Source organism: Agarivorans sp. B2Z047 (assembly GCF_023373605.1).
Taxonomy (GTDB): domain Bacteria; phylum Pseudomonadota; class Gammaproteobacteria; order Enterobacterales; family Celerinatantimonadaceae; genus Agarivorans; species Agarivorans albus.
In genome coordinates, this window is record NZ_CP088080.1 from 2,864,566 (window position 1) to 2,881,904 (window position 17,339).

At 42.9% G+C, this 17,339-nt stretch carries 12 protein-coding genes; 9 read left to right on the plus strand and 3 right to left on the minus strand.

Going from position 1 to position 17,339, the window contains the following annotated elements:
- Positions 1-166: 166 nt before the first annotated feature.
- Complete coding sequence (locus LQZ07_RS13205) at positions 167-3,415, minus strand: esterase (RefSeq protein WP_152784914.1); 3,249 nt, start codon at positions 3,413-3,415, stop codon at positions 167-169.
- A gap of 341 nt (positions 3,416-3,756) precedes the next feature.
- Between LQZ07_RS13205 and LQZ07_RS13210 the strand changes: the two genes are divergently transcribed.
- On the plus strand, positions 3,757-6,453 hold the full coding sequence (locus LQZ07_RS13210; RefSeq protein WP_152784912.1) for a hypothetical protein: 2,697 nt from the start codon (positions 3,757-3,759) through the stop codon (positions 6,451-6,453).
- Between the two features lie 65 nt (positions 6,454-6,518).
- On the opposite strand, the gene LQZ07_RS13215 is transcribed toward LQZ07_RS13210, so the two are convergent.
- Positions 6,519-7,352: a hypothetical protein gene (locus LQZ07_RS13215; RefSeq protein WP_152784911.1), complete on the minus strand. Its 834-nt coding sequence runs from the start codon at positions 7,350-7,352 to the stop codon at positions 6,519-6,521.
- 329 nt (positions 7,353-7,681) lie between these two features.
- Between LQZ07_RS13215 and LQZ07_RS13220 the strand changes: the two genes are divergently transcribed.
- The 8 genes from LQZ07_RS13220 to LQZ07_RS13255 all read left to right on the plus strand — a co-directional run bounded on the left by LQZ07_RS13220 (position 7,682) and on the right by LQZ07_RS13255 (position 14,104).
- On the plus strand, positions 7,682-8,569 hold the full coding sequence (locus LQZ07_RS13220) for a phosphate/phosphite/phosphonate ABC transporter substrate-binding protein (protein ID WP_152784910.1): 888 nt from the start codon (positions 7,682-7,684) through the stop codon (positions 8,567-8,569).
- A gap of 5 nt (positions 8,570-8,574) precedes the next feature.
- On the plus strand, positions 8,575-9,375 hold the full coding sequence (locus LQZ07_RS13225) for a phosphonate ABC transporter ATP-binding protein (protein ID WP_227981581.1): 801 nt from the start codon (positions 8,575-8,577) through the stop codon (positions 9,373-9,375).
- A complete protein-coding gene (locus tag LQZ07_RS13230) occupies positions 9,368-9,838 on the plus strand; it encodes an ABC transporter permease (RefSeq protein WP_227981580.1) in 471 nt (156 codons plus the stop codon). The genes LQZ07_RS13225 and LQZ07_RS13230 overlap by 8 nt, the downstream gene beginning before the upstream one ends.
- Positions 9,826-10,149, plus strand: a complete 324-nt coding sequence (locus LQZ07_RS13235; RefSeq protein WP_249483142.1) for an ABC transporter permease — start codon at positions 9,826-9,828, stop codon at positions 10,147-10,149. The genes LQZ07_RS13230 and LQZ07_RS13235 overlap by 13 nt, the downstream gene beginning before the upstream one ends.
- Before the next feature lie 66 nt (positions 10,150-10,215).
- Positions 10,216-11,391, plus strand: a complete 1,176-nt coding sequence (locus tag LQZ07_RS13240) for an alpha-D-ribose 1-methylphosphonate 5-triphosphate diphosphatase (RefSeq protein ID WP_152784909.1) — start codon at positions 10,216-10,218, stop codon at positions 11,389-11,391.
- Positions 11,392-11,644: 253 nt separating this feature from the next.
- The gene (locus tag LQZ07_RS13245) at positions 11,645-12,298 is read left to right on the plus strand and encodes a hypothetical protein (protein ID WP_152784908.1); all 654 of its coding nucleotides are present in this window, start codon (positions 11,645-11,647) and stop codon (positions 12,296-12,298) included.
- 112 nt (positions 12,299-12,410) lie between these two features.
- Positions 12,411-12,893 carry a hypothetical protein gene (locus LQZ07_RS13250; protein WP_152784907.1) on the plus strand — a complete coding sequence of 161 codons (483 nt, stop codon included), beginning with the start codon at positions 12,411-12,413 and terminating at the stop codon, positions 12,891-12,893.
- Between the two features lie 431 nt (positions 12,894-13,324).
- Positions 13,325-14,104, plus strand: coding sequence for a PEP-CTERM sorting domain-containing protein (locus LQZ07_RS13255; RefSeq protein ID WP_152784906.1), 780 nt, complete (start codon positions 13,325-13,327; stop codon positions 14,102-14,104).
- A 96-nt stretch (positions 14,105-14,200) separates the two neighbouring features.
- On the opposite strand, the gene LQZ07_RS13260 is transcribed toward LQZ07_RS13255, so the two are convergent.
- On the minus strand, positions 14,201-17,338 hold the full coding sequence (locus LQZ07_RS13260) for an efflux RND transporter permease subunit (RefSeq protein ID WP_152784905.1): 3,138 nt from the start codon (positions 17,336-17,338) through the stop codon (positions 14,201-14,203).
- Position 17,339 lies beyond the last annotated feature (1 nt).

Sequence of the window (17,339 nt, forward strand, 5' to 3'; positions counted from 1 at the left end):
GAAGCGCCTGACCAGTGCATTTGCAAGTTTCATGGGGGAAAGAATAGCCAGCAGTAGAACTACTGGCTAAGGTGTTTTAGTTAAAGGTAGGTTCTATCTTAATAGCAGCTACATCAACCAAATTAATTGCACTGGCGCGCGTATCGGTAAAGGTACTATTGGCATTTTAGTAACTCATGTTGTAAAAATCGTGCAGTGATAAGGTGTAAGTTCCGACCTCAAGATCCGCAACTAGAGGCGTAGAGTAGACTAGTGGTTTAGTGTTATTTGCGGTGCGAGCATGTGGCATTTGTACAACGCCTTGCGCAACAATGTCTGCATCGCTATTTGTAATAACCATCCACTTCACCGCATTGGTCACACCTAAGTTAATTGCATTGTGGTCATTGTGATACTTAAGCTGAATATTGTAGTGGCCATTTACAGCAATTTGCAGGTTACTAAGGGCTAAGCTGTCGTTTGTCTTTCCCCATTGGCTTAAATAAGCCTGGGTAATTTCTGTATCAGCTGGGCTTACTTCAACGTTGCTAACCAGCCTTGCGTCATCTACGTTAATCTCTTGGCTTGCTGCGTAACATAGTGGCGCGCTGCGATGCGATATATTGCCAGAGCTGGTAAATACAGCCTCGGCACTATAACAAGCTGCTACACCTTGCTGCGGGGAAACACTATCTTTGTATTCTCCTAAGACTTGGTTACTGGCTATCATTTCTCCATTTCGGTAAATACGGTAAGTGCTTGCAGTATTGTTTTGATTATCGCTGATCTCCACAGCCAACAAACCATCATCTAAAAATACCCGTTCAATCATTGGCTCTATAGGTGCGAATACTGCTGGGTTTACACTATCTAAAGGCTCAGCGCTAACCATTGTGATATCGCTACTCCCGGCATCAAGATCAGCAAGGTTGATCACGATGTTATTGATGTCTGCCAATGCACTCCAATCTATCGTCGTACCCGAGTTTACCCCGTTTAAGCTGACAGTTTGCACAGGGTAATAGCCGCTATCTTGGCTTGCTGTTGGCAAGTTGATTTGCAGATTAATGGTATGGCCACGAAGGGTTAGCCCTTCTAAATTAATGGTACTGCTGTCGGCAAACATATCTCTTCGTAGTTTACTGGTGATAAAGGGTTTAAGGGTTAAACCGTCTTCACTAGTATGCACGCCAAATACACTGTCTATTACCATTCCTAGGTATGCACCAACCGACCAAAGCTGCCGGGTGGAGTTAATCACCGGACCAGACAAACCTGGATTATTAATATCCAATAAGTTGGGTTTTAAGCTTAACCACTCAAGGTTTTCCATGTTAGAAATGTTGAGTGAGGCTGCTCGTATTAAGGTATCGTAAGCGGCGTCAGCAACCGCAACATTATCAGTTGCAATTGCTGCCTTTAAGCCATAAGCCGTTACAAATGGCCAAACCGCTCGGTTATGGTAAATCGCGATATTTGGTTGTTGGGGGAAAATAACCGGTGCGCCTAAATCACCATGCGGATAATTGGCCACAACACTTGCAGCGCGTGTTTCGTCGGCAATGCCGCTTTCTACAGCTAATGCTTGTCCTAACCAATCAAACTTATATAGCGGCGCAGTATCTTGATGTCCGGCAATAATACTGCTGTACAAGCCTTTGTCTGCTAGCCAAAATTCTTGGTTGATGGCGATTTTTAACGCATTGGCCCAAGATTGATACTTTACTGCTTCTGCGCTGTTGCCTAGCTCGTTCGCTAAAGATTCTGTCAGTCGCATTGCTTTATAATGCAACACGTTGGTAGATAAAGCCTTGCTGCTACCCAAGCTAGCGATGTCGTTTACTATCCAACTTGCATAGCTTTGTTCACGCCAATCTAAGAACGACTGTTCGCCTCGGTACAAACCATCTTGCTCATCAAATGCTGCTACTCGGTCATTTTCTAAGGTATTCACTAAGGCCGAATAGGCTTTAGCAACAAAGGTGCTACGGGCATCTCCAGTTAAGTTGTGTAACAGTTTTTCGGCTCCTAAGGCCCAAGCTACTCTATCGGTACTAATAGGCCAACTGCCACCGGTGCCGGTGTCTTGGACTATTTGTAATCCATCATTAGAGCCTTTAGCAAAATTAGGTTTACTAAGCCCTTCACGATAAGGAGAAAGCTTAAATTCTAATGAATTTTGAACTCGCTGCGGGTCAACTAAAGCTAAACCTAGGTTAGCTGCGTAGGATAAGTCTCGTGTCCAAACATAATGCCATTTAGCACCTGTTTCAAAGCAATTACAGTCAATGGCTTCGCCACCGTTATAGTTGTCGTCCACAATCTCACTAACACTATTTTGAACTGTCTCGTTGATAGCCAAAGCAAACAGGGCATCAAAGGCAATATTACCTGTGCGTGTCTTTGCATGGTCAGCTAGTTCTTTATAAACAACGTAGTTGTTACCTGGGTCTCGTAAGTCTTGAGTGGTAGATTGGGCGTATTCTCGGAGCTCGTCACTGGCAGTTTTAACCGAGAACTTAGCTTTACTTGTATCATCATCTAATACATTGTCATAAACCAATTCAGTGCTTAACTCATGGTCTAAATGGGGATCAATCGTTACATCACCACTGCCATCGGTTTCGGTAACTGTAAATATCAAAGCAGAGGGTTGGCTGGCATCAATATTAAACTGGTAGTAGCCCGTTTCGGTTACAAAAAAGCTGCTGTTAGGCCCGCCATCACTAAGGGTATAACTCTCATCTAGCATCGCTACAACCGCGTTATCCGCGTCCAGTACCCATTCGCTAGACCAGTCGGCATAGGCAATTTTGAACTCGTGATTACCCGGCGAAATTTGTTTAGTAAGCTGGTATTTATTGTCACCTAAGTATTTAAGTTCATCGTCGCTAGTCCAGCCGTTAAAGCCGCCACGCACATAGATCTTTTGTGCTAAAGGTGGAATATCTTCGCTATAGCTAAATACCGGACTGTTTAAATCATCTCCTACTTTTAGTACAAAATCGTATATGCCTGCGCTATTTAACACCAAAGCCATATTGGCAGCAGCTTCACCGGTAACTAGGGGGTATTCAGTTTCAGCACTAAGTTGAGTAAGCTGATCAATGTCGGCGGTAAAGGTTGTTTCCAAGGTCCAGTTTTCGTCAGCCACTTTAAACTCATGTACGCCAGCAGCAAACTCTGTGTTGTCTAAACGGTATATGTCGCTGTCATAAACAAGTTGGAATTGCTCTTCAGCTGACCAACCACTAAAACTTCCTTTCAGATATAAGGGCACGGAGTAGGGGGCTAGGCTTACGCAAGCTGTACCTTCCGCGTTTGGCGTTTGAGTATCAGGACAGTTTAACGTTTCGTCATCAGACAAGCAGCCATTCAATATTAATACAGACGCAAGACTTACTAAGCCTTTGCCCATAATTGGTAAAGTCTTCATTCAATTTTCCCACTTTAGCTATTGATTTAATGTCTTTTTTCTAATGAAAAAGTACATGTAAGGTACAAAACCTTAATGATAAGTATATCGATAGCGAATGTGAGGAAAGTGAAGCGCTTCACGATTCCTTGTTGACTCAAAACTCATTTGGCTTTTTGTGAAGCAATGGATAACGAGCAACACCTATGGTTAAACTCGATGGATAAGCTGATGATTTAGCCGCACAAGCTCCCTAATCTTGCAAAATATTCAAATACTTAAACACGGTAACTGGACTAAACTTATTATTGTTTTTATAAACAGCATTGGTCGAAATAGTCTATTTATCAAAGGGATTCAAAATGACAGATTTAGACATCAATAAAGCGCTTGGCAAGTTAGTAGAGAAAGTTGACCAAGTAGAAGGTATCGTTGTTGAGCAAGGCACCGCCAAAGCTTGGCAAGCATTAGACAAAGGCGCTAAAAAGCTTCTTAGTAAGATTGGTGTTGATGCCGCTGAGTTAAAAAACCTTTTTGCTTTTATCGATCAAGTTTCGGCAGATCCTTCACTAACCTTAGACCTTGAAGAATGGCAAGTCCCCCTCGGCTCTGCGCTATCCGTAAAAGGCCGAGTAGGGGGGCACTTAATTATCGACATAGTGCTACCGAGCGATGCTGAACAATATAGCGATTTTAAGCAAGCCAATATGGCCACGGTTGCCATTGACCAGCAGCTGCAAATAGAAAGTGGTGTAAGCATAAATCTGCCAGTTAAATTGCTTAACATCTCTAGTAACGCAGAAGGCCACCTTAAATGGCAGGTAAAAGTAGTTTGTGCAGTTGCTCACGATCAAAAGTTAATCCGCTTTTTAGGGCAACTAGCTAAAGAAGCGCTACCGCTGTTTTCTCTAGAGTCCTTATCTAATGTTATTAATGCGCAGTATTCCAGCCATGCAATTCAGGGCGTAGTTATTCAACAAAATAGAGCGCTATCTGCCTCCGCCACAGCAACTTTGGGTCATATTTGGAGTGTATCTGGTAACAACAATTTACTAGATGTAAAAGTTAACGCCAGTGCTGGTGCTTCATTCAAAGCCAGTTACGCGTTTAGCGGAGACTTTAAGCTGGTAATAAAACCGGCTGATATTGGCGTTCAAATAAAGCTTTATCAACTAACCAACAGCACCAAACAAGCTGGGCTTAGCTTAGATGCATTAATAGAACTGCATGGCCTAGACAAAGTTGCAGAAACCTACTTAGCAGCGCCGTTAGAGAAACTAGAGGGCGAGGCTGCACAGCTACAAACTTTGTTAGAACGTTATAAAGAACCTGGCACCTGGTTACTACAAAACATTGATGAGCATTTTGCTCAAGCAATTAGCAACGAAGATTGGAAAGACATCGCCTTATTGTTGGCCGATGGTGACAGTGAGGGATTAGCAAGCCAGCTAGGAGAAACGGTAAAAGATAAGCTGGAGCTAGCCCTAACCACCCAACCGTTAGAGTGGTTGAGCAAACCCGATGAAACCTCTCAAAAAATTAGTGACTACTTACAACAAAATACCTTTCTAACGCCTGCTTTATCAAAGCGCTTAAAACTAGATGATTTACTTACAAAAAACTGCATCAAAGCTAAACAAAAGTTGGTAAAAGAAATAGCCGCTATAGCCGACAAATCTCAGGGTAATGTCGCGCCCTTACTAGCCCCGCTTAAACAACTAAAACAGGCAAAAACAGAGTTAAAAGATCACTTAAACAAGCAACAGTTGGCTTCAACTTTAAATGACTGCGTAACTCGTTGGTTAGAGCAATACAATAAAGCACGTACCACCTTTAGCCAAGCCATTAAAAAGGCAGGTGAATTACAATTAGGCTTATCGGTTTACGGCTCTAGTAGAAAAGATAACGGCGAACAAGCCATGTTAAGTTTTAAGCTAATAGACGCCAGCGCTACAGAATGCCAAGATTTGTATCAAGACCTACTTCTAGGCAAACCTATAAATCTAGATTCACTTCAATTAATGGAGCGTGATGGCCAGCTTAGTGATTTATCAGGCTGGTTAGTTAGCAGCAGCAAAATAAAAAAAGAAATTGGCCTTAAACTTAACCTAGGAGACAACTTCCAGTTTTCTCAGCAAAGCCTTATAGAGAAAGTCGCCAGGGCCAAAGTAGACCATACCGGTCAATTACTGGAATTAACTGGCGAAAGCGTAATAAGACACCAATCAAAAACGCTTAAAGAAAGTAGAACTGCTGAGTTTGTAAGTGCATTTGATGTACTCGCAGCCTTAAAGTTTGGCGCCAGCCCCAACATCGGTATTGGTTTAAGCTTTGAAGACAAAGGCGTAATGACCCCAAAAGAAATGGAACAGTTTTTAGCGCCGTTAAGCAATACTTCGTTTCCACTAATAGACCAAACAAGTTACTTATTAGCTTTACAGCAATTTAATCTGCTTTACCAAAGCCAGAGCTTGTCTCGTTCAATCATCGAATGCCAGTTAAATTTAGATGCCAATGATATCCATGCGCTGGCAGCAGCAAATGAAACTGACATAGAAGCCAGTGCCATCGAGTTACTTTGTAATATGACCTTGTCAGTTAACGAAAGAGGGCAAATAGCCCACGAAAGTAAAATTGCAGAGCAGAGCAAAGCCCAACTAAACGCTTTTCTCGATGCCAGCTTAACCAGTTCTGCGCCAAGCAGTGCGCAATCATCATTCAAACAATTACAGCAACGTGTAAAAGACATACTGGCTAATGCACATCGTTTATCAACATTTATTGGTATCTATCGGAAGCTAAGCAAGCAAATAGAAAACCTGCAGACTAACGACACAAAAGCCTATATAAAGCTAGTTAACCAAGCCAATGATGAGCTCGTTGCTACAATGAAGTCATTCATTAAAGTACAAGGTTGGTTTAGCGGTTTGTTTAGCGAAGCAATTCCTAAAAGTACAATTATTTTGTTAATTGTACTAGCGAAATACTTAGGTAGGGATGAACCCTTATTAACGCCAGTTATTTCTTACGATAGCAATGGCAAAACCCAAGTGCTTTAGTCGTTAAGCCGTGCACATACGCAATCAGTGCACGGCAGTTAAATGTAGCAGTCTTAAAACTATGTTCAAGCTCCAAGAAAGCCTTTAATCCGATCGCCAAAGGCGCGATAAACGTCTTTATCTGTCCAATACAAAGTATGGCTCCACGGTGTATTACCGCTAATGGGGCCGCCGACACTCACGCACTGGTCAATAACAAATTGGTAGCTGGGGCCAAGCTCTTTTAGCGGCCAGCCTAGCCAATCATCGCCATCAAAATAGTTTAACCAACTAAACTCGATGCTCGGCTTAGTAAAGCACTCGCGTGTTTCTAAGCCGCCTAAAAATAGGGGAATATTGCATCCTGTTGTGAATAGCAGTTTTACTCTATTCCCCTTTAGGTAGGCTAACTTATCGTCGTCGATGTTTTGTAAAAAGTCGTTGTGATTTTTGTCCCATACCTTGGCCTCGTTTCTATTTAGGGCATCCCAAAAGTAGTTAGAAATAACTTGGGCCCCGAGGCTATGGCAAATAATCACTACAGGAACATTGGTGTTAAAACCACATTCGTTCATACCCTTAAAAAAGGCAGCTTGTACGGCTTTAATAATCTCCATGTAATCGTCGGTTTGCCTGCGTCCTGCTACTTCCAGACTAGTAGCATCTGAAAACGAGTTCATAAAAAACCGTCGACCTAGGTTTGATAAGGTACTAAATCGATTGTGGTAGGTTTGCCAAATATCGTTAATCAATTGGTCTTGTGGCGCTTGTAATGCCGAGTAATATTTTACTCGCTGCAACGACACTTTATTCATTACATCGCTGCCAAGATACTCAGTGAGTTTTTCTTCTAAGCCATCGGCAAAGTTAGGTTTTCTTTGTCCCATTCCATGTACGGCTAAAACGATAAGCTCTTTCATAACAGTGTCCTTATTAGGTGTATAGAAAGACAAATACGGCAAAAGGTTACTGAAGAAACCATTCAGAAAAGCAGGCCCTTAAAATATTTTAGTTCATTAAACAGCTAATGACATTTTCAACGATAAAACTATGGTTTTTATCAATATATACAAGCGACTACACGCAGCCCTTATGTAGTCTACCTATGAAGTCATTGCACATTAATTGAGCAATCTAAATGCAATAAATTGGTCATAAATCCATCACTTTTCCATCACTGAAGGATAATGATTGTTGGTAACTATCTAATTTACATTCCTGTAAATTACAAAAAGTTTGGTGAACTAAAATGATTAATTGGATTAAGAAAATAGGCATGGTAGCCGCTTTAGTTCTTGCGTGTGCCTCACAAGCAAATGCAGAAACAGTTAAGCTAGCAGTAACAGATTTAGTAGGTCTTGAAGAGCTTCAGCGTGAATTTGGCGCTTTTAAAGAAACACTATCTAAAGCCACAGGTTACGACATCGAGTTTTTACCTGTTACTAACCGTACAGCAGCTGTAGAGGCGCTACGTTTCAATAAAGTCGACTTTGTACTTACCGGCCCAGCCGAATACGTGGTTATGCAGAAACGCTCAAAGGCTAAAATTGTAGCTGGTTTTTCTCGCCCAGATTACTTTGCAGTAATCATTACTATGGCCGACAGCCCATACACTAACGCAGAGTCTCTAAAAGGAACCAAAATTGGTTTAGGTTCGGTGGGTTCTACCTCTAAACACCTTGGTCCTATTCAAGCACTTGCAGATGCCGGCCTAAACCCAGCAAACGATGTTGATGTAATTAATACCAAGGTTCCAGTTTTGTGGGAGTCATTGAAGAAGGGTGACGTAGCAGCAATTGGAATCAACCACTTAAAGTTTATCTCGCTACGTAACAAAGAGATTGAAAAAGGTGGCTTACAACCTGGAGAGTTTCGCGTTGTTGCACGTGGGCCAGATTTACCAAACGACGTATTAATGGCCGGCAGCCATGTAGACGACACAATGTTAGAAACCATGAAAAAGGCTTTTGTTGATCATTCAGAGGACCTGGTTGCCGCAATCTTAACCGGTGAAGACAACCAAAAGTACGCAGGCATGCGCTTTCTAACCGGCATTAAAGACAGTGATTACAACTACGTACGAGCAATGTACGCCACTGCGGGTTACCCAGAATACTCAGACTTTATTGGCGATTAGTCTATATGAGCAATTACGCCGCTGAGCCGACTACACTAGCCGATGCTAGTGTATCGGCAACTTCACGCCTGCTCCAAGTGAGCGGGCTGACTAAAAGCTTTGACAATAGCAGCACTCCCATTTTTTCTGATGTTAGCTTTTCCATTTTTGCTTCACAGTCGGTTGCGCTTATCGGCTCCAACGGGGCAGGCAAAAGTACCTTATTGCGCTGTTGTTTAAGATTAATCGAACCCGATGCTGGTTCAATTGTTCTTGATGGCGAAACCATAGATAAAAAATCGGGTCGTCACTTAAGTAAAGCCAGAAACAAAGTGGGTTTTGTGTTCCAAAAACACTGCTTGGTTCCTCGTTTGTCTGCGTTAAGTAATGTGCTGCATGGCAACTTAGCCTATAGCCAAGGCCCGAGAAACTGGCTACAAGGCCTAGCTAAACAAGAAGCGCGAGAGCGTGCAATGGATTGCCTTAAGCAAGTTGGTTTAGCTTACCTTGCAAATAAACGCTGCGACCAACTGTCTGGCGGACAATCTCAACGAGTAGCGGTTGCACGGGCGCTAATGCAGCAACCCTCTATTTTGTTTGCCGACGAACCCACCGCCAGCTTAGATCCTCAATCGGCGCAAGAGATTATGGAGTTGTTTAAGGGCTTGGTGAAAAACCAAGGCCTAACTTTGTTTTTTGTCTCCCACAACATCGAACACGCGCTTAAATACGCCGACCGAGTTCTTGGTTTGCAAGAGCGGAAGTTGTCATTAGACAGTGCAACCCACACGCAAAGTCTACAAAGTTTGCGAGCTTTTTATGGATAAGCAAAAAGAAAATGGCTTAATGAATAACGCAATTAATGGCCAAACAACCTTAGACACGCCGATGCGGTTTGAGCGCCCCAGCATAATAACCCAGGTGTTATTTGCTTTATTTGTGCTGTTCTTTCTATGGTCTACCTCCAGTGCCGGCTTGTCGATAAGCGAGTTAGTATCCGGCTTACCTAACATGGCAACAATTGGTGGTGAAATGATCCCGCCAGCCACCGATCGCGCTTGGCCAATGGCAAATGCCATCTTAGTTACCTTTCAAATGGCTCTTGTAGGTACTGTAATAGGTATTGCGCTTAGTATTCCTGTTGCTATTTTGGCAGCGCGCAACGCTTCGCCGCATCCTATTGTGCGCCATGTTACTCGCTCGGTAGTCAGCTTTTTTCGAACCGTTCCAGATTTAGCATGGGCACTGGTTTTTGCGCCCGCTTTTTTGCCGAGTCGATGGAAGAAGTAGACCCTGGTCCATCTGAAGCATTAGCGTCAATTGGCGCAAATCCCATCGACCGAATCGCCGTTGTTTTAATACCGGGCGCAATGCCTAGTTTTATAAACATTAGTCTGTTTTCTTTGGAAAAAGCGGTGCGCTCGTCGGTGGTTTTAGGCTTAGTTGGCGCAGGTGGAATAGGCGCCGAGTTAGCGGTTTCCATGGAAATGTTTCGCTACGACCAAGCAGCAATGATCGTGTTAATGATTTTTGTATTGGTGTTTGCCGTAGAGCAGTTTTCCTCCTCAACCCGCAATCGACTATTACGCCAAAGCAAATAAATACCTAACGCCAAGCAACAAGGCCTTGGCGACCCTAAGTAAATGAAATTGAGATAGCAAAAAGTAATGGATGATAAAAACGTAGTTATCGAAAACGTCATGTTGTTAAGCGAACAAGGTTGGAGCGATCCTACCTGTGTATCTATTCAAAATGGAAAGATAAGCGCAATAGGGCAAGTGGCCGCAAATACTCACACCCCCCATATCGATGCGCATGGCCAATACATGTTACCCGGCATTATCGATTTACACGGTGATGCCTTTGAACGGCACATAGCGCCCAGAGCAGGAACCCATTTCCCTTTAGAGCTAGCCTTAGCCGCTAACGATGCAAGCCTTGTGGCAAGTGGAATCACCACCTTTTATTACAGCATTACCGATGGTTTTGAGCCGGGCCCTCGCAGTCGCGATACGGTGCGCGAGTTACTGCAAACGCTTGAGACTTTAATGCCACGCTTTAGCTGCCAAGCGCGCATTCACATTCGCCACGAGAAAGTAAACGTAGAAAAGCATGAAGAATTAGTTGATTGGATCTTAAGTGGCCGTATTCATCTTTTGTCGCTAAATGACCACTTACCACCACTAAACAATGAGCGCAAAATTCAACGTTACCTCGCCGGTATGCGCAGGCGTGTGTCTATGTCGGTAGAAGACATTAATCAGTTTTTGTTAAACCTTCAGCAACATCGAGAACTGGGCGAGCAACAGACGCAAGCCTTAGCAGAAATAGCAGCTAAGCAAGGCATTTCGCTTGCCTCCCACGATGACGAAACCTTAGAAGAAGTAGCCAAGTCTATTTCTTTAGGCGTTTCTATTGCCGAGTTCCCGATGTCGGAACTGGCCGCTAGAGAATGCCAAAAAGGGGGAGCGGCGGTGCTAATGGGTTCTCCCAATCTAGTGCGCGGCGGTTCTCACGTAGGGGCGATTAGTGTTAAAGAAGCAATCAAGCATGGAGTCGTAGACATACTGTGTAGCGACTACCACTATCCAAGCTTATTTAGTGCACCTTTTACTGCACTAGACACCAATAACTTGTCGCTGTACAAGGCCTGGAAGTTAGTCAGCGAAAACCCAGCTAAAGCCGCAGGGCTACGGGATACCAAAGGTAAGATAGAACTAGGCTACGATGCCGACTTTATTCTGCTTAGCGACTTAGATGGCTCACCGTTGTCTATTTCCTCCACTTGGGTTAAAGGCGCGCGAGTGTTTGCTAAAGCCAACAAACTAAAGGGCGTTTGTTAGTAAGCTAATTTTTGATTAATTGAAACTAAAAAGCTCAAGGTTAGCCTTGAGCTTTTTATTATGTAAAGCCGTACGCTAAGCTCAAAACCACCAAAAAGAAAAGTGCTACCAAGCGGAAAACTAGCCGTAAGAAACGGTTTTAGTTGTTAAAATAAGAAAGCCCGCAATAGCGAGTAAATACCAATCTAAGACACTGTATATCAGGTTTATTTGTGTTAGCGTTTGATTTGTCATTAATGAAACGAGCTTAAAGATGGAATACGGAACAAGTGTCATTGAGTTAGATAAAAAGTGGGACCTAGAAGACTTCACAATCTTAACCAAAGAGTATCAGCAACTTTACGGGTTCTTTCATACTTTAATTCAAGTCGAAAATGGCTCATTTAGTGAGCTAGAGTTTGAGAAAATGCCTTGGCTCGGTGGAGCGAGTGTTGTTAATTTCTTTGGTGCAATGGGAAAGTACGTTCACCCACATTACAAGCCAACCGTAAAAAGAATCCAGTATGCTTCTCCCGGCTTTATAGAATTATCGTTACTTGTAGAGCCCGCGAAGGATATTGCTATCTTAGTAGGCACAATAGCTAGCTCTTTTACTGCGGTTGCTGCAACCTATAGATTTATCCACGGCCAATATCAAAAACGTCAACTAACTCAACTCAAAATGAGCGAGTTAGAAGTCTCTCAACAACATGAGCAAATTGATTTCGTCAAAACTTCAGTCAATGAATTTCATCGTTCGCTAAATCTCAAACGTCAACAGGCCGAAGCTTTAGATAAACTCTCTAACTACGACCAGTTAGTTCAACTAAAAATGCTCCTTGCACTTTATCGACGCGCTAAGCCAATAGCCAAACTACAAGTAGATAAAAAAGTAAATCTAAGTCAAAAACACAATGATGAAAAATAGACTCACTTTATTAGCGATTTTTTGTTGCTTAGTTTTAATATCTGTTCCGACTGGACTGTACATCTATAAATTTGGTATCGGTTTATGGAGCAGGCATGAGGACTGGGCTCGAATGGGAAGTTTTTTTGGAGGGGTTGTAGGACCTCTAATAACGGGGTTTTCATTGATCTTTTTAGGCTTACAGCTTAAAGCTCAGTTAGTTCAGCGGAAAATGGAGCTTACTGATAAAAAAAGTTCTCATTACGAAAAAGATATAAGCGCACTGATTCCTAAATTAGCCTTATCACTAGAGACTATGGACTACAAGGCTGGCCTCCGTTTTACAAACTTAATGTACGAAAAGCACCTTGAAGCTGGTGAGGATAAAAAAGCCAAACAATTATTAGAGGATTTTGTGGAATCATTTTTTCAAAACTTCAATATTTGGGCTTCGATTGATAACAATTATCGAGAACTGGCTAAGATTGATTACCAAAGGTATAGAGCGCTTACGTTTTACATACTTATTGAGTGTGAATTAGAAGATTTGTACCACCTCAATTTAATAACTAATAGATTTGAAGAAACAAACGAAGTGCTCTGTACGCAGCTTTAATCATTTTTATGCCGATAATATATTTACCGGCACGAGTAGACTTCCATTACTTAAATGAAACGACCTTTGAATTAGATTGCTCCTCGACAATCCAGTCGGGGACTTTTGCTGGTCTACGATTATTTCTGAGCTTACTCATACTGCGGTAAATCAAAAGCTGTGCATATTGCTTTTAGCTGCTCTAGTTTCAAATGTTGGCCGTTAGTTCAAAAGACCTGTTAGAAATCCACAAAGTTCCTCAACCAGCTCAGTAGAAAAGGGCACTTGCTTGGGTATTGTGTCAGCTTACCTTACAACTCTGCTTAAGGCGATTTTTAAACTGGCGTGTTTTCATAGCCTTAACTATTGGTCGTGGTATTGCATCCCGCTTCAAATTGACAATTGTGTCAACTGGCATGTGCCAGTCAATTTTTGCATAAAAAGGGAATCGCATGAAATCTATTAAAATGCTGTCTGCATTGGTTTTAATAGCAAGCTCGTTTACTGCAAACGCCACTTTTATTAGTGGAGATTACACCCTGAAAAATGGTAAGCAAGTAGCACTGCAAGGGCTAGAATGGATGCCGCTTACTTACTCGCAAAGTTATTCTCGTTTATACGTTGAGGCCGATGACGGATGGATTGATCGCTTTGGCAATCAATGGCAACAAAATGATTGGCGCTACGCCACTCGTGCCGAAACGGCCACCTTACTTAACTCGTTGTGGGGTGGTAATTACCTTGGTTTTTCTAACGACAATTTTGCGGGTGCAACCTGGTTTATTGACCAACTAGGCGGGCTAAGCATAGATACTACACTTGGCCATAATCGAGTAGATCTTAAATTAACTAACGACGTTTGGCTTAACTATGACGTATCGCAGTTTTTGTTTGGTGAAGATCTAGAGTGTTCCGATGAACTTCGATTAAGCTGCATTGGAGAAGTAGGCATTGCAGATGGATTTTATGATTCTATGGTAACCCGCAATATTCACACAGGATATGGCGTTTACATGCAAGCTTGGACTCCCTTAGGTTATTTTGATGACCTCTCCGGGGTAGATGCAGGCTTAAATAGTAACAACCGGGTTCGCTCTAAAAGCAACAGCAGTTCTATGCTTGGTTCGTTACTGGTAAGGCAACCCGCGATAGCCCAAGTACCAGAGCCAACAACCTTAGTATTGCTGGCTTTCGTTTTACTCGGTGTTTGGCTTAAACGCGCTAGTCATTAAGCTAATGCTTTTAGCTAACAGCTAGTTTTAGTCAATTGATTATTACTGTGTTTTAACTAGCCGCTCATGTAGAGCGGCTAGTGTTTTAGCTAGAGACTAAACCGTTTTCTCTGCAGTATTTAAAACAACTGGCTTTTTGTTGGCCTTAAACAGTTTACAAATGAGCACAAAGAACAAGGGCGCAAAGTAGATAACCAACAATGTTGCCGCCATTATCCCGCCCATTACCGAAGTACCAATAGCATTACGCGCATTTGCTCCAGCGCCAGTACTTATTACTAAGGGCAATACACCTAAGCCAAATGCCAGTGAGGTCATAATGATAGGGCGCAAACGCATTTCACAGGCTTGCACGGTGGCATCTAACAAATTCACGCCTTTGTCGTAGAGCTCTTTAGCAAACTCTACAATTAAAATGGCATTTTTAGCGGTGAGGCCAATGGTGGTTAACACGCCTACTTGGAAGTAAACGTCGTTCTCTAGGCCGCGCAACATAATAGCCGCCAAAGCCCCCAGTAAGCCAAGCGGAACAACCAGAATAATTGCAATTGGAATGCTCCAGCTTTCGTATAGTGCTGCTAAACAAAGGAATACCATTAAAATTGAGATGGCGTACAGAATAGGGGCTTGGTCACCCGCTTCAATTTCTTGATATGACATACCGGTCCAACTTACTTGTACATCGTTAGATATTTCTGCTGCTAAACGATTAACTTCGTCCATTGCTTCGCCGGTGCTGTAACCTTCGGCCGCTTCGCCTACAATTTCTACCGCAGGATTACCGTTATAACGTTGCAGCTGCGGTGAGCCTTTGCCCCAGTGTGATGTACTAAATGCAGAGATGGGCACCATTTCGTTTTGGTTATTGCGAATAAACCATAAATCGAGATCTTCGGGTGTCATACGGTATTGTGCGTCTGCTTGAATATATACCTTTTTGGAGCGTCCTCGGTCGATAAAATCGTTAACGTAAGAGGAAGCCCAAGCAATAGATAAAGACTGGTTAATATCGTTAATTTCTAGGCCCAGCACTTTGGCTTTTTCGTAGTCTACGTCTAGGAACAGCTGTGCGTTATCTTCTAGGCCATTTGGTCGTGTATTCTGAAGCACAGGGCTTTGCGCAATTGCACCTAGTAATTGATTGCGCACCTCGATTAGTTTGTCGTGGCCTAACGCGCCTACGTCTTCTAAGTAAAAGTTAAAACCGGTAGCTGTGCCTAACTCTCTAATTGGCGGGCTACTAAAGGCAAATATTTGCGCGTTTTTGTAAGTAGAAAAATGGCCCATTGCGCGGCCAATAATGGCATCGACATCGGTACCGAGTGCGGTTCGCTCAGACCAATCTTTCAAACCAATAAAAGCCATACCCGCGTTTTGACCAGAACCTGAAAAGTTGAAACCCGACACTGTGAATATGTGATTAACCGTATCCGATTCATTTTGTTCAAAATAGTCTTTTACATCCAGCATCGCTTCTTGAGTTTTTTGTAAGGTTGTTCCGGTGGGCGTGGTTACCATTACCATAAAGTCGCCTTGGTCTTCGTTCGGCAAGAACGAGCTAGGCAGCGAGTGATATAAATACGCAGTACCAGCAAATAGCAGCAGATAAATGAATACAAAGCGAAGAGGGCGCTGCAATGTGTGTTTAACCGATCCTCGGTATGCCGAAGATACTTTGTTGAAGCCTTGGTTAAATAACGCAAAGAATTTATTACTCTCGGTTCTATCAACCGGCTTAAGTAAGGTTGCGCAAAGCACAGGCGTAAGCACCAAGGCTACAATTACCGATAACACCATGGCCGATACAATGGTTAACGAGAACTGCTGGTAAATAACTCCGGTTGAGCCCGACATAAAGGCCATTGGAACAAACACCACCGACAAGACCATGGTAATGCCGATAAGCGCGCTGGTTATTTGCCCCATCGATTTTTTGGTAGCCTCTAGCGGCGACAACTTCTCGTCGTGCATTAGGCGTTCTACGTTTTCTACGACTACGATAGCGTCATCTACCAGCAAACCAATTGCCAACACCATGCCAAACATTGTGAGTGTGTTAATAGAGAAACCTAATAACGACATCACTGCAAATGTACCTAGCAATACTACGGGTACTGCAATGGTAGGAATCAAGGTTGCTCTAAAGTTTTGTAAAAACAGCAGCATAACAAAGAACACGAGGGCTACTGCTTCGAATAGTGTTTTTACTACTTCGCTAATTGAAATACGGATAAATAGGTTGTTATCTGTTGATTTAACTAGCGCTAAACCTTCTGGAAAGCCCTTAGAAAGTTGCTGAAGTTTCTCGTCTACCGCGGTTTGCGTATCAAGCGAATTAGCCCCGGTTGCTAGGGTAATTGCAATGCCCGATGCCTCTTGCCCCATATAAGCAGGAATAGTTGAGGAGTTTTCGCTGGCTAACTCTACACGTGCGATGTCTTTAAGTTTGATCTGCGAACCATCGCTATCAACCTTAATCAAAATGTCTTCAAACTGGTCGACGCTAGTTAGCAAGCTTTGCGCAGTGATACTGGCGTTGATCAACTGAGAGTCTAGAGCTGGTGTGCCACCCAGTTGCCCAACAGTTACTTGGCTGTTTTGCACGGATACAGCATTAGATACATCAACTGGGGTTAGGCTATAGCTATTAAGTTTGGCAGGATCTAACCAAATACGCATCGCATAAGATGGTCCAAAAACAGTTACGCTACCAACCCCATTAACTCGGCTAACAATGTCTTTAATGTTGGAATTTGCATAGTCTTGAATATCACCCGCACTCATGCTGCCGTCGGGTGAGTAGAGGTTGGTGACCGACATAAAACCAGAGGTACTTTTTGTTACCGAGGTGCCTTGGTTTTGTACTGCACTAGGCAGGCGATTACTCACTTGTTGCAGGCTATTTTGAACCTGAACTTGAGCAATATCTGGATCGGTTTCGGCACTAAAGGTAAGCGTAATACTTGCGCTACCCGAAGAATCACTTTTAGACGACATGTAGAGTAGGTTATCTAAGCCGGTCATGCCTTGTTCAATAACCTGAGTAACGCTGTCTTCAATTGTTTTTGCTGATGCACCTGGGTAAGACGCTGATATTGTTACTGCAGGAGGCGCAATAGTTGGATACTGAGCAACGGGCAGGGTAAAGATAGCTGCAAGCCCGGCTAACATAGTAACGATTGCAATTACCCACGCAAAAATTGACCTATTAATAAAGAAATTGGATAAAGACATG

What these genes read in the sequence shown, in the direction of transcription:
- LQZ07_RS13205 (WP_152784914.1), bottom strand. Translation starts at nt 3,415, where the DNA reads ATGAAGACTTTACCAATTATGGGCAAAGGCTTAGTAAGTCTTGCGTCT.
- LQZ07_RS13210 (WP_152784912.1), top strand. Translation starts at nt 3,757, where the DNA reads ATGACAGATTTAGACATCAATAAAGCGCTTGGCAAGTTAGTAGAGAAA.
- LQZ07_RS13215 (WP_152784911.1), bottom strand. Translation starts at nt 7,352, where the DNA reads ATGAAAGAGCTTATCGTTTTAGCCGTACATGGAATGGGACAAAGAAAA.
- LQZ07_RS13220 (WP_152784910.1), top strand. Translation starts at nt 7,682, where the DNA reads ATGATTAATTGGATTAAGAAAATAGGCATGGTAGCCGCTTTAGTTCTT.
- LQZ07_RS13225 (WP_227981581.1), top strand. Translation starts at nt 8,575, where the DNA reads ATGAGCAATTACGCCGCTGAGCCGACTACACTAGCCGATGCTAGTGTA.
- LQZ07_RS13230 (WP_227981580.1), top strand. Translation starts at nt 9,368, where the DNA reads ATGGATAAGCAAAAAGAAAATGGCTTAATGAATAACGCAATTAATGGC.
- LQZ07_RS13235 (WP_249483142.1), top strand. Translation starts at nt 9,826, where the DNA reads ATGGAAGAAGTAGACCCTGGTCCATCTGAAGCATTAGCGTCAATTGGC.
- LQZ07_RS13240 (WP_152784909.1), top strand. Translation starts at nt 10,216, where the DNA reads ATGGATGATAAAAACGTAGTTATCGAAAACGTCATGTTGTTAAGCGAA.
- LQZ07_RS13245 (WP_152784908.1), top strand. Translation starts at nt 11,645, where the DNA reads ATGGAATACGGAACAAGTGTCATTGAGTTAGATAAAAAGTGGGACCTA.
- LQZ07_RS13250 (WP_152784907.1), top strand. Translation starts at nt 12,411, where the DNA reads ATGGGAAGTTTTTTTGGAGGGGTTGTAGGACCTCTAATAACGGGGTTT.
- LQZ07_RS13255 (WP_152784906.1), top strand. Translation starts at nt 13,325, where the DNA reads ATGAAATCTATTAAAATGCTGTCTGCATTGGTTTTAATAGCAAGCTCG.
- LQZ07_RS13260 (WP_152784905.1), bottom strand. Translation starts at nt 17,338, where the DNA reads ATGTCTTTATCCAATTTCTTTATTAATAGGTCAATTTTTGCGTGGGTA.